Here is a 12,748-nt window from a genome sequence, read left to right as displayed (position 1 = left end):
ATCAGGAGGGGGAAAGTATGGCTGGCAGCAACGCCAGTGTGTCTGATAGCGGGCCCGGCAGTGAGCCCGGCAGGCTGACCACCCATGTGCTGGATACGGCCAACGGCCGACCGGCGGCGGGCATTCGCATCGCGCTTTACCGGCTTTCGGGCGAAACGCGCGAGCATCTGGTGACCACCGAGACCAATGCCGACGGGCGCTGCAACGGGCCGCTGCTGGAGGGCGCGGCCTTTGCCGCCGGCATCTACGAGCTTGTCTTCCAGGCCGCGGATTACTTTCGCGGGCTGGGCACGGCTTTGCCCGATCAGCCCTTCCTGGACGTCGTGCCGATCCGCTTCGGGATCGCCGCGCCGGGGGAGCATTATCACGTCCCGCTGCTGATCTCGCCCTACGGCTACTCGACCTACCGGGGCAGTTGAGCCCATGCGCCGCGAACTCCGCTTCCTGCTGAACGATGCCCCGCGGCGCCTGACCCAGGTCGATCCCACCATGACCGTGCTCGACTACCTGCGGCAGGTCGAGGGCCTGGTGGGGACCAAGGAAGGTTGCAACGAGGGCGATTGCGGCGCCTGCACCGTGGTGCTGGCGCGCCCGCGCGACGGCGGTCTTGCCTATGAAGCGGTGAACGCCTGCATCCAGTTCGTCGGCACCCTCGACGGCTGCCAGCTCATCACCGTCGAACACCTGGCGGAGAACGGCACCCTGCATCCCGTGCAGCAGGCCATGGTGGACTGCCACGGCTCACAGTGCGGCTTCTGCACGCCGGGGTTCGTCATGTCGCTCTTCGCCATGACGCGCCATCTCGCAGCGGCGCCCGACGATGCGACCGTGAACGACGTGCTCGCCGGCAATCTCTGCCGCTGCACCGGCTACGCCCCCATCGCCCAGGCTGCCAAGCAGGCTTACGAGAGGGCGCCGCGCGACGACCGCTTCGCGGCGCAGGAGGCGGCGACCCTGGAGGCCCTTGCCGCCCTGCAGGACGACAAGACCCTCGCGGTCGCGGACGAAAGCGGCACACGGCAGTTCTTCGCGCCGGCTACAGTCGAAGTTCTGGCGGAACTCTACGAGGAGCATCCGGAGGCGACCCTGGTGGCCGGCTCCACCGACGTGGGGCTCTGGGTCACCAAGGATCTATTCCGTCCGCAGACGGTGATTGCCCTCGGCCGCGTTGCCGGCCTCGCAGAGATCGAAGAAGCCGGCGACACGCTGGAGATCGGTGCCGGCGTGACCTACAGCGACGCCATGGCCCAGATTGCCGCGCACTATCCCGACATGGGCGAGGTGATGCGGCGCCTCGGCTCGGTGCAGATCCGCAATGCCGGCACCATCGGCGGCAACATCGCCAACGGCTCGCCCATCGGCGATTCACCGCCGCTGCTGATCGCCGCAGGGGCGACCCTGCACCTGCGCAAAGGGACGGAATGCCGTTCGTTGCCTTTGGAGGATTTCTTCATCGACTACGGCAGGCAGGACCGCGCGGCGGGCGAGTTCGTCGCAGGCATGACCCTGCCCCTGCCGCAGCCGGGCCAAGTGTTCCGCGCCTACAAGATCTCCAAGCGCTTCGACCAGGACATCTCCGCCCTGCTGGGGGCCTTCCGTCTCACGATCGAGAACGGGCGGATTGCCGAAGCGCGCCTTGCCTACGGCGGCCTGGCGGCGACGCCCAAGCGCGCGCCGGCAGCCGAGGCCGCACTGACCGGCGCGGCCTGGGACGAATCGACGCTGGAGCGCGCCATGACCGCGCTGGAGCGCGACTTCTCCCCGATCAGCGACTGGCGCGCCTCGGCGGACTATCGGATGACCGTTGCGAAGAACCTGCTGCGGCGCTGCTTCCTCGAAACGACGGCGCCGGACAGCGCGACGCGGCTGGTGGGGCCCGGCGCCATCAGGGCCCCGGGTTATGCCCATGCCTGAGCCGGCGATCAAAGGCGGCGTGCAGCAGCCGCTGCGCCACGACAGCGGACACAAGCACGTCTCCGGCGCAGCCGCCTACATCGACGACCTGCCGGAACCGCAGGGGTTGCTGCATGTCGCGCTCGGCCTCTCCACGGTCGCCCACGGCCGCATCCGCAAGCTGGATCTGGCGCCGGTGCGGGCGGCGGAGGGGGTCGTCCTGGTGCTCACAGCTTCCGACGTTCCGGGCGTCAACGACATCAGCCCGACCCACCGCCATGACGAGCCGATCCTGGCTGAAGAAACGGTGGCGTATGTCGGGCAGCCGATCTTCGCCGTGGCGGCACGCACGCGCGATCAGGCGCGGCGGGCGGCGCGGCTGGCGGAAATCGACTACGATGCGCTGCCGGCGGTGCTGAGTTTTGTGGAGGCCCGCGCCGGCGGGGAGATGGTGACCGAGCCGATGACCCTCGCCCGGGGCGATGCCGCCGCCGCCCTGAAGACGGCGCCGCGTCGGCTGCAGGGCCGCATGGCCGTCGGCGGGCAGGAGCACTTCTATCTGGAAAGCCAGATCGCCATGGCCCTGCCCGGCGAGGACGATGAGGTCCGGGTGCTGTCGTCCACGCAGCATCCCACCGAGATCCAGACCATGGTGGCCGGCGCGCTGGGGGCGCCCGCCAATGCCGTCACCGTCGAGGTGCGGCGCATGGGCGGCGCCTTCGGCGGCAAGGAAACCCAAGGCAACCTCTTCGCCGTGGTGGCGGCCCTGGTCGCCAAGAAGAGCGGACGCGCGGCCAAGATCCGGCCCGACCGCGACGACGACTTCGCCGTCACCGGCAAGCGTCACGACTTCGAGATCGACTATGACGTCGGCTTCGACGGGGAGGGGCGCATCCTGGCGCTGGACATGACCTACGCGGCGCGCTGCGGCTGGTCGGCGGACCTCTCCGGCCCGGTGACCGACCGCACTCTCTTTCACGCCGACAACTGCTACTACTTTCCCGACGTGCGGCTGACCTCTCAACCCCTCAAGACCAACACCTGTTCCCATACAGCCTTCCGCGGTTTCGGCGGCCCCCAGGGCATGATCGGCGGCGAGCGGGTGATCGAGGAGATCGCCTTCGCCCTCGGCAAGGATCCGCTGGAGGTCCGCAAGCTGAACCTCTACGGCCCCGGCGGTCGAGACATCACGCCCTATCACCAGCAGGTCGAAGACAACATCGCGCCTGAGATCATCGAAAGGCTGGAAGCGGACAGCGGCTATCACGGCAGGCGGGCTGCGCTCCGGGACTTCAACAAGACCTCGCCGGTGATCAAGCGCGGGATCGCGCTGACGCCGGTGAAGTTCGGCATCTCCTTCACCCTGACGGCCTACAACCAGGCCGGCGCCCTGGTGCACATCTACCGCGACGGCTCCATTCATCTGAACCACGGCGGCACCGAGATGGGCCAGGGGCTCTACACCAAGGTGGCGCAGGTCGTCGCGGAGGCCTTTCAGGTCGACATCGACCGGGTGCGCATCACCGCCACCTCCACCGGCAAGGTGCCCAACACCTCGGCCACGGCGGCCTCCTCCGGTTCGGACATCAACGGCATGGCCGCGCTCAACGCCTGCAACACCATCAAGGCGCGGCTGGTCGACTTCGTCATGGAAAACTGGGGCGTGCCGGAAGACCAGATCGAATTCCTGCCCGGCTGTCTGCGGGTCGGCAATCAGAAGATCGCTTTTGCCGAGGTTGTGAATGCGGCCTATCTGGCCCGGGTCTCGCTGTCCTCGACCGGCTTCTATAAGACACCGAAGATCCACTGGGACCGGGAAGCGGGCAGGGGCCGCCCGTTCTACTACTTCTCCTACGGGGCTGCGGTCAGCGAGGTGGCTGTCGATACGCTCACCGGCGAGTACCGCGTCGAGCGCGTCGACATCCTGCACGACGTTGGCGAGTCCTTGAATCCGGCCATCGATCTCGGCCAGATCGAAGGCGGCTTCGTGCAGGGCATGGGCTGGCTCACCACCGAGGAACTGTGGTGGGACGAGGCCGGCCGCTTGCGCACCCATGCGCCCTCGACCTACAAGATTCCGGCCTGCGGCGACCGTCCCCCGGTCTTCAATGTTGAACTGCTGAAGGACAGTCCCAATCGGGAGGAAACCATCTTTCGCTCCAAGGCCGTCGGCGAGCCGCCGCTGATGCTGGCGATCTCCGTGCTCCATGCGCTCTCCGACGCCATTGCCGCTGTCGGCGACTATCGTCTCTGTCCGCGGCTCGATGCTCCGGCAACGCCCGAGCGGGTGCTGATGACCGTCGAGCGTCTGCGCAAAGAGGTCATGGCCTCAGCGGAGGCGGCATCATGACGGCACCGGGAAGCGACAGCAGCGCGGCGCGGCCGGTGCCCCGCCTCGAAGTGAAGGGCGTCACCAAGCGCTTCCCCGGCGTGCTCGCCAACGACCACGTCGACTTCGCCGTCGCGCCCGGGGAGGTGCACGCGCTGCTGGGGGAGAACGGTGCCGGCAAGTCGACCCTGGTGAAGATGATCTACGGCGTCCTCCACCCCGACGAGGGCACGCTCGCCTGGAACGGTGCGGTGATGCAGATCGCCGACCCGCACGCCGCCCGCGCGCTGGGTATCGGCATGGTGTTCCAGCACTTCTCCCTCTTCGAGGCGATGACGGTGCTGGAAAACATCGCGCTCGGCATGGACAAGCCCGGCGACATGGCGTTGCTGTCGGAGCGGGTGCGCGACGTCTCCGAGGCTTACGGCCTGCCGCTGGACCCGGACCGCGACGTCTACACGCTTTCGGTCGGCGAGCGCCAGCGCATCGAGATCGTGCGCTGCCTGCTGCAGAACCCCAAGCTGCTGATCATGGATGAACCGACCTCCGTGCTGACGCCGCAGGAGGTGGAGCGGCTGTTCGAGACGCTGCGCAAGCTGGCCGCCGAGGGCGTGTCGATCCTCTACATCTCCCACAAGCTGGAGGAGATCAAACAGCTCTGCGACCGCGCGACGATCCTGCGCGGCGGCCGGGTGGTGGCGGAATGCGATCCGGCCCAGGAGACCGCCAAGTCCATGGCCCAGATGATGATCGGTACGGAACTGAAGACCGTGGAGCGGCGCGCCGAGGGGGTGGCGGGCGAGGCGCGGCTGGTGGTCGAGGGGCTGACCCTGGCCTCCGAAGAGATCCACGGCGTCGATCTCAAGAACGTCTCCTTTGCCGTGCGCGCGGGGGAGATCTTCGGCATCGCCGGCGTCGCCGGCAACGGCCAGAACGAACTGCTGCTGGGCCTCTCCGGCGAGCGTCTGGCGGATCATGAATCCGTGCTGCGCATCGACGGTGCGCCGGCCGGCCGCAGCAACGCCGGCGCGCGCCGCAAGCTGGGCCTCTGCGCGGTGCCGGAGGAACGCAACGGCCACGGCGCCGTGCCCGGCATGACCTTGGTGGAGAACGCGGTGCTGAGCGGCCACCACCGCATGGGCCTGCTGTCCTCGCTCTTCATCCGCGCCGCGGCGGCGGCCCGCTTCGCGCAGCAGATCGTCACCGCCTTCGACGTGCGCACGCCCGGCGTCACCGCCTCCGCCGGCAGCCTGTCCGGCGGCAACCTGCAAAAGTTCATCGTCGGGCGGGAGATCCTGCAGAAGCCCAAGGTGCTGGTGGTCTCCCAGCCGACCTGGGGCGTCGACGCCGGCGCCGCCGCGGCCATCCACCAGGCGCTGGCCGACCTGGCGGCGGAAGGCGTGGCGGTGGTCGTGGTCTCCCAGGATCTCGACGAACTGCTCGCCATCACCGACCGTCTCGCCGTCATCAACGTCGGCGTCCTCTCCAGCGCCATGCTGACCCGCGAGGCCTCGGTGGAGGAGATCGGCCTCCTCATGGGCGGCGTCCACGGCGTCAGCACCGATGCCGCCGTGGTGCATCCGGAGGCCGCTCATGTCGCATAACCCGGGAGCAGCCGGCAACCGGCTGGTCGTCTACAGCGTGTTCAACCCGGCGTCCTGGAAGATCGAGCCGCGGCGGGAGATCCCGCAGGGCCTGCTCTACGCCACGCCGCTGCTGGCGGTGGTGCTGACGGTGGTGGCCGGCTTCTTCATCTTCCTCTCCATGGGCTACAACCCCTTCCTGGCGCTCTATCACTTCTTCGTTTCGCCGCTGCTGACGCTCTACGGTCTCAGCGAACTGCTGGTGAAGGCGGGGCCGCTGATCATGATCGGCGTCGGCCTCGCCGTCGGCTTCCGCGCCAACGTCTGGAACATCGGTGCCGAGGGGCAGCTCACTCTGGGCGCCATCACCGGCGGCGTGATCGCGCTGGCCTTCTGGAACGAGGAGACCTGGTGGACCCTGCCGCTGATGTGCCTCTGCGCGGTCGGCGGCGGCGCGGCCTATGCGGCGATCCCGGCCTTCCTGCGCACCCGCTTCAACGTCAACGAGATCCTCACCAGCCTGATGCTGACCTACGTGGCGACGCTGTTTCTGTCGACCCTGGTCTACGGGCCGCTGAAGGACCCCATGGGCTTCAACTTCCCGCAGTCGCGCATGTTCGGCGATGCCGCCCTGCTGCCGATCCTGCTGGAGGGCACGCGCCTGCACCTGGGCGGCGTAGTGGCCTTGATGATTGCGGTGGCGGTCTGGGTGCTGATGACCTTCACCATCGTCGGCTTCCAGGTGCGCGTGCTGGGCCAGGCGCCGGCGGCGGCGCGCTATGCCGGCTTCAGCGGCAGGCGCATCGTGTGGTTCTGCCTGCTGCTGAGCGGCGGCCTCGCCGGGCTCGCCGGCACTTTCGAGGTGGCCGGGCCCATCGGCCAGCTCGTGCCGGTGATCTCCCCCGGCTACGGCTTCACCGCCATCATCGTCGCCTTTCTCGGGCGCCTGCACCCCCTGGGGATCATCCTTTCCGGGCTGGTGATGGCGCTCTCCTACATCGGCGGCGAGAACGCCCAGGTGCAGGTCGGCCTGCCCCAGGCGGTGACCGGCGTCTTCCAGGGCCTGCTGCTGTTCTTCCTTCTCGCCTCCGACTTCCTGGTGCGCTACCGCGTCCGCCGCAATCCCGCAGCCCTGCGGCACGCGCCCCAGGCGCAACCGGCGGAGTAGACGCCCATGCCCATCGATGCCGTCGCCCTCGTGCTCCTTACCGTCATCGGCTCGGCGACGCCGTTGCTCTTCGCGGCCCTGGGCGAACTGGTGGTCGAAAAATCCGGCGTCCTTAACCTCGGTGTCGAGGGCATGATGATCCTGGGCGCCGTCGCCGCCTTCGGCGTCGCCGTCACCACCGGCTCCGGCACCCTGGGCGTGCTGGCCGGCGCCGCGGCGGGCATGGCCATGGCCTTCATCTTCGGCGTGCTGACCCTCACCCTGGCCGCCAACCAGGTGGCCACGGGCTTGGCCCTCACCATCTTCGGGCTCGGCCTTTCCGCGCTGCTCGGCGTCGGCTTCATCGGCATCCCGGTGGAGCCGCTGCCCAAGCTGATGCTGCCCGGCGTCAGCGACCTGCCGCTGATCGGACCGCTGCTCTTCGGCCACGACGCCCTGATCTACCTCTCGATCTTCGCCGTCGCCGCGGTCGCCTGGTTCCTGAAGAAGTCGCGGGCCGGCATGATCCTGCGCGCGGTGGGCGAGTCCGACATCTCGGCACACTCCATCGGATACGATGTCATCGCCGTGCGTTACCGCGCCGTCCTCTTCGGCGGCGCCATGGCGGGCCTTGGCGGCGCCTTCCTCTCCCTCGTCTACACGCCGCTGTGGAACGAAGGGATGACGGCCGGGCGCGGCTGGATCGCGCTGGCCCTGGTGGTCTTCGCTTCCTGGCGGCCCTGGCGCCTCTTGGCCGGTGCCTACCTTTTCGGCGGCGTCACCATCCTGCAGCTCTACATGCAGGGCGCGGGCGGCTTCGACATTCCGGCCCAGGTGATGTCCATGCTGCCTTATCTCGCGACCATTCTTGTACTGACGATCATCGCCGCCGGCCCTTGGAAGGGCCGTCTCGATGCTCCGGCTTGCCTCGGCAAGCCTTTTAGGCCATCAACATAGAGCAAGGATTTGCACTAGGGGACACCGGGAAAGAACCCCATCACTAGGAGGCTCAGAAGAATGTTCAAGACCCTGTCACGCCGCCATTTCCTGGCGGGCAGTACCGCTGCGGCGGGTGCGCTCGGCCTGGGAAGCCGTGCCGCCTTCGCCGCCGATCCGCTGAAGGTTGGCTTCGTCTACGTCGGGCCCATCGGCGACTTCGGCTGGACCCACGGCCACGACGTCGGCCGCAAGGCCGTGGAGAAGGAGTTCGGCGACAAGGTGGAGACCACCTATGTCGAAAGCGTGCCGGAGGCGGACAGCGAGCGCGTCATCCGCCAGCTCGCCGCCGCCGGCAACAAGCTGATCTTCACCACGTCCTTCGGCTACATGAACCCGACCATCAAGGTCGCCAAGCAGTTCCCGGACGTGAAGTTCGAGCATGCGACGGGCTTCAAGACCGCGCCGAATGTCTCCGCCTACAACGCGCGCTTCTACGAAGGGCGCGCGGTCATCGGCACCATCGCCGGGCACCTGACCGAGACCGGCAAGTTCGGCTACATCGCCTCCTTCCCCATTCCGGAGGTGGTGATGGGCACCAACGCCTTCATCCTCGCCGCCCGCAAGGTGAGGCCGGATGCGGAGATCTCCGTGGTCTGGGTGAACTCCTGGTTCGATCCGGGCAAGGAGGCCGATGCCGCCAAGGTGCTGATCGACCAGGGCTGCGACGTCATCACCCAGCACACCGACAGCGCAGCGCCGATCCAGACCGCCGGCGCCCGCGGCGTCTGGTGCTTCGGCCAGGCCTCCGACATGTCGTCCTTCGCGCCGGAGCATCATGCGACGGCCATCCTCGACGTCTGGGCGCCCTACTACATCGCGCGCACCGCCGCGGTGCTGGACGGCACCTGGCAGACCACCAACGTCTGGCAGGGCATGAAGGAGGGCATGGTGGAGATGTCCCCCTACAACGAGCGCCTGCCGGCCGAGGTGGTGGAAGCGGCGGAGACCGTGCGCAAGGGCATCCTCGACGGCAGCCACCACGCCTTCACCGGCCCCATCAACGACCAGACCGGCAAGGAGCGCGTCCCCGCCGGCGTGACCATGACCGACGAGGCCCTGCTCACCATGGACTGGTACGTCGAGGGCGTGACGGCGTAACGCCTATCGGCGGTAAGGGTACGAAAACAGCGGGGATTTTTCCCCGCTGTTTGCTTAGAGCGGATCATGTTCAGACGGAAACACTTTCGTGTTTGCGTCTGAGCATGTGAATCCGCTCTACACTTAAGAATTAGAGCAGATTCACCGTGTTGGATGGATCGCCTTCGCGATTCCATCAAACCCGGATCTGCTCAAGGTGCTTCGGAGTCAACGAACTGTGGCCATTCCGCAGTATTCGCGAAAGGTGTATTTCTGGACGGCCGCCGCGGTGGCCATTGCCCTGGGTGCGGCTTGGATGGCGCGCGCCCTTGGTCCAGAACCGATGATCTTCGATCTCTCTACGGCGACCGCGGTTCTTGGCGTTTTTCTTATCTCACTCGTTGCGCTCTACTACTCACTGTCTTCAAGGCATGCCGCCGCCAAGGGGCGTTCAGGCGGCTTTGCAGCCAAGCTCGGGCAAGGGATGGTCCTCATCCTTTTCGGGATTGCCGTAAGCATCGCCCAGATCGGCATTGGCTACGCCTTGGCGGATATCGTCGGCTTCCGGACGGAGTTTGATTACATCGAACCTTATGAAGTGGCGGCTGAGAGGTCTGATCGGGACCGGTCAGTCGTGCTGGAGGCGCGTGCGTCCCACCAGTTTACCTTGTTGAATATCGTCAAACGAACCGGCCCGCCCTTCTGGTTTGCGCTCTGTGCCGGCCCCGGCAAAGCGGCGCCGCTGCTCCCTGAAGATGCCGAAGTACTCCATAGGGTCGAGGGTCGGGATGTCCAGCTGGAGGCGGACTTCCGCTATGACCAACATCGTGATCCGCCCCGTCGGGCCGAGTGCACTGTTGAAGAGCTTCACATCTTCCTCGACGTGCCGGAGCGCGAGCGTATCTGCATCGATCTACGCTTTCCGGAAGGCAGCCAGCGAAGTTGTTGGGATCTTGTGCGTGAGCTGGACGAGGATGTCGTTATGTTGCGGGACGCTCTGCGCCTTTAGCCGACGCACCCCGGCTCCGCTGCATGTCCGGTTGCAAGGCCGGCTGTGTCGATTGCGGTGATGGCCTTTGCGTCCCTGTCGATTGGCGTGCGAAAGGGGGTCACGGCCACAGACCGACCACTGTCAGCAACAGGGCCATGCCGACCAGCGCCTGCATGACCGCACCGCCGGCCAGAATGCGGATCACCCGCGCCTCGCTTGCCTCGTGTTCGAAGGCATCGCGGCGCACCAGCCAGTAGTAACTGTCATTCGGCAGAATCGCGATGAAGGAGCCGAGGCAGATCGCAAAGACGGCGGCGATGGGATCGGCCCCGCTTGCCGCCACGACAGGGGCGGCCACCGGGGCGACGGCGGCGAAGGTCGCCATCGAGGACCCCTGCGCCAGTTTGAAGATCACCGTCAGGCCGAAAAGCGCCACCAGCGTCAGCAGCCCGCTTCCTGTCGGCGCCAGTTGGTTCAGCGGCACCAGCCCCGTCACCACGGCCCCGAAGGCGCTGGCCGCGCCGATCACCAGCAAGAGCGAGCCGGTGCGCCGCACGGCGCTGTCGAGGCAGGCGCGGCGCTCGGCAGCGGGCGTTTGCAACAGAGCAAGGACCGCCGCGGCGATCAATGCCCCTTTCGGTGTGAACAGGAAATCAAGAGCGCCGATACCGCTCTGTCCGACCAGGCCGCCCAAAACGAGCAGGGCGGTCAGGACAGCAAAGGGCGCGGCGGCGATCCACAGCCGTCCTTCGTGGTGATCCGTCTCTTCTTCGGTCCCATCCGCGGTCCTGCCGACGGCGAAGCGTCCCCAGATCGCCCCGGCGGCCCAGACCGGCAGCGTCAGCAGGACACCGAACAGGAGCAGCATGGCGGGCTGTGCACCAGCCGTGCTGGCCGCGCCCAGGCCCACTGCCACAATCAATGGCCCTGCGGGATAGAGCAGTTTGAACCCGGCATAGGCCCCGAACGCCAGATCGAGCTTGTAGCGCCCGGCCGCCGGGGCGAGCGCGGCATAGGCCGTGTCGGGGCAGATCATGGCGGCACCCGCAACAGGCGATGCCAGGGCGGCGCTGCGCCCGGCCGCCTCCGACGCCACGTTCCGGCAGGACAGGGCCGCCGCCATCGTGAAGGATGGCAGCAGGATCAGGGCGAACTCGCCCAAGGCCCAGCCAAACCCGGTGTTGAAGGTGGAGATCATCTCCGCCGCACCGAGACCGCTGGCAAGGCCGAGCAGAAGCGTCAGCAGCACCATCCAGACGACCAGGGGAAGGTCCGGAAGCCATTGCGAACGGGCGGCGGGATGAGCGGTGGAGGTCGTGGTCTCTGCCATGTCGGAAGGCCTGTAAGATGAATATGGCTCATGATAAGCTGCGATAGTTGCTCGTAGAAATGAGAAAACCCGGCATTACCATGCGCCAGACTCATGCTAAAATCCCGCTCCGATCGCTCCAGGTCTTCGAGGCTGCGGCCCGTTGCGGCAGTTTCACCGCCGCCGGGACAGAGCTTGGGATCACCCAAAGCGGGGTGTCCCGGCAGGTTGCGGATCTCGAAGCGGTCCTGGGTGTCGCGCTCTTCACCCGGAACGGCGCCCGCTTGACGGTGACATCAGCCGGACAGCGGCTGGCCGACCAGCTTGCCGATGCCTTCGCCCGGACATGGGCAGCGGTTGCCGAGGCCACGCGCTCGGATCAGGTGGTGATCCTCTCGATGCTGCCCTCCGTTGCGACCCGCTGGTTCGCGCCGCGCCTCGGGCGCTTTATGGCGGCGCACCCCGGGATCGACCTGCGGATCACGGCCTCGCGCCACCTGGTGGACTTTGCCGCGGAGGGCATTGATGCCGCGATCCGCTACAGCCCGGCGCCCTCCCCCGATTTGGCGGCGACCAAGCTCGCGGATGAGACGGTGCGGCCCGTCTGCACCCCTGACTATGCGCGCAAGCTCGGCCTGTCCGCGCCGGACGACCTTGGCCGCGCGGTCCTGCTCTACGGCGACATTCCGGAAAACTGGGACGCCTGGTTTGCCGCGGCGGGCTGCGCGCAGGACCCGCAGCCGGGACCGCGACTGGGCGATGACGGCGCCATCCTGCAAGCCGTGCTGGACCATCAAGGCGTGGCGCTGGGCCGCTCCCTCCTCGTGGCCGACGATATCGCCGCTGGCCGTCTGGTCACGCCCTTCGAGACGTCGCTCGCAGCCAGCCATGCCTATTGGTTTGTGCGTCCCGACAGCAGCCCGCCGACCAAGGCGACATCGGCCGTGCAGGCGTGGTTGCTGCACGCGTTTGGGAGGGACGGCTGATGTTGCTTAGAGCAGGTCCGGTCCCAGAGCAGATCGGGTTTTGATGGAATCGCGAAAGCGATCTTTCACCGGCCCGATCAAGGACCAGGACGGCAAGGAACGCATCGCCGCCGGCGTAACCATGACCGACGAGACCCTGCCCGCCATGGACTGGTCCGTCGAGGGCGTAACGGTCTGAGCCGCAAGCGGCAGGGACGAAATGAAAGCGGCGGGGAGTTTTCCCGCCGTTTTTTGCGTCCAGATGAATCTGGACAATGGTCTTACGGTTTGTCCACTCTTGGCAGTAATCCTGATAGTGTGATTGGGTATCTGTTGTCTTCGGTGGGCCAAATACCGTCAATTCTGCACCAGGCACGGAGCGACTGGGTTTTGCCGAGGCTCAGATAGCTGATTTTGATCGAGGACCTTGGAAAGCAGGCGGCTCCGGGTAGTCC

At 67.0% G+C, this 12,748-nt stretch carries 11 protein-coding genes; 10 read left to right on the top strand and 1 reads right to left on the bottom strand.

Annotated elements, in window-relative coordinates:
• The first annotated feature begins 17 nt into the window (after positions 1–17).
• From uraH to Q0982_RS02505, 8 genes are all read left to right on the top strand, one after another.
• A complete protein-coding gene (uraH, locus tag Q0982_RS02540) occupies positions 18–419 on the top strand; it encodes a hydroxyisourate hydrolase (protein ID WP_322096935.1) in 402 nt (133 codons plus the stop codon).
• Positions 420–423: 4 nt separating this feature from the next.
• Positions 424–1,914, top strand: a complete 1,491-nt coding sequence (gene xdhA / locus Q0982_RS02535) for a xanthine dehydrogenase small subunit (RefSeq protein ID WP_299391430.1) — start codon at positions 424–426, stop codon at positions 1,912–1,914.
• Entirely contained in the window at positions 1,907–4,243 is a 2,337-nt protein-coding gene (xdhB, locus tag Q0982_RS02530) for a xanthine dehydrogenase molybdopterin binding subunit (protein ID WP_299391428.1), read from the top strand. Before xdhA ends, xdhB begins: the two co-directional genes overlap by 8 nt.
• Positions 4,240–5,826, top strand: coding sequence for an ABC transporter ATP-binding protein (locus Q0982_RS02525; RefSeq protein ID WP_299391426.1), 1,587 nt, complete (start codon positions 4,240–4,242; stop codon positions 5,824–5,826). The genes xdhB and Q0982_RS02525 overlap by 4 nt, the downstream gene beginning before the upstream one ends.
• Entirely contained in the window at positions 5,816–6,973 is a 1,158-nt protein-coding gene (locus tag Q0982_RS02520) for an ABC transporter permease (RefSeq protein ID WP_299391425.1), read from the top strand. Before Q0982_RS02525 ends, Q0982_RS02520 begins: the two co-directional genes overlap by 11 nt.
• A gap of 6 nt (positions 6,974–6,979) precedes the next feature.
• Positions 6,980–7,909, top strand: coding sequence for an ABC transporter permease (locus Q0982_RS02515; protein WP_299391423.1), 930 nt, complete (start codon positions 6,980–6,982; stop codon positions 7,907–7,909).
• Between the two features lie 60 nt (positions 7,910–7,969).
• Positions 7,970–9,049 carry a BMP family ABC transporter substrate-binding protein gene (locus Q0982_RS02510; protein ID WP_299391421.1) on the top strand — a complete coding sequence of 360 codons (1,080 nt, stop codon included), beginning with the start codon at positions 7,970–7,972 and terminating at the stop codon, positions 9,047–9,049.
• Positions 9,050–9,266: 217 nt separating this feature from the next.
• The gene (locus Q0982_RS02505; protein ID WP_299391419.1) at positions 9,267–10,037 is read left to right on the top strand and encodes a hypothetical protein; all 771 of its coding nucleotides are present in this window, start codon (positions 9,267–9,269) and stop codon (positions 10,035–10,037) included.
• A 100-nt stretch (positions 10,038–10,137) separates the two neighbouring features.
• On the opposite strand, the gene Q0982_RS02500 is transcribed toward Q0982_RS02505, so the two are convergent.
• A complete protein-coding gene (locus Q0982_RS02500) occupies positions 10,138–11,349 on the bottom strand; it encodes a hypothetical protein (RefSeq protein ID WP_299391418.1) in 1,212 nt (403 codons plus the stop codon).
• An 80-nt stretch (positions 11,350–11,429) separates the two neighbouring features.
• Between Q0982_RS02500 and Q0982_RS02495 the strand changes: the two genes are divergently transcribed.
• Together Q0982_RS02495 and Q0982_RS02490 are read left to right on the top strand one after the other, a co-directional pair.
• Positions 11,430–12,314 carry a LysR substrate-binding domain-containing protein gene (locus Q0982_RS02495; protein ID WP_299391416.1) on the top strand — a complete coding sequence of 295 codons (885 nt, stop codon included), beginning with the start codon at positions 11,430–11,432 and terminating at the stop codon, positions 12,312–12,314.
• Between the two features lie 43 nt (positions 12,315–12,357).
• Positions 12,358–12,492: a hypothetical protein gene (locus tag Q0982_RS02490; RefSeq protein ID WP_299391414.1), complete on the top strand. Its 135-nt coding sequence runs from the start codon at positions 12,358–12,360 to the stop codon at positions 12,490–12,492.
• Positions 12,493–12,748: the final 256 nt, after the last annotated feature.

The sequence above is a fragment of the Pelagibius sp. genome (assembly GCF_028281305.1).
In the GTDB taxonomy this organism is placed as follows: Bacteria; Pseudomonadota; Alphaproteobacteria; order Kiloniellales; family Kiloniellaceae; genus Pelagibius.
The sequence above is the reverse complement of the archived record's forward strand: the minus strand, read 5'-3'. Positions and strand labels throughout refer to the sequence as shown.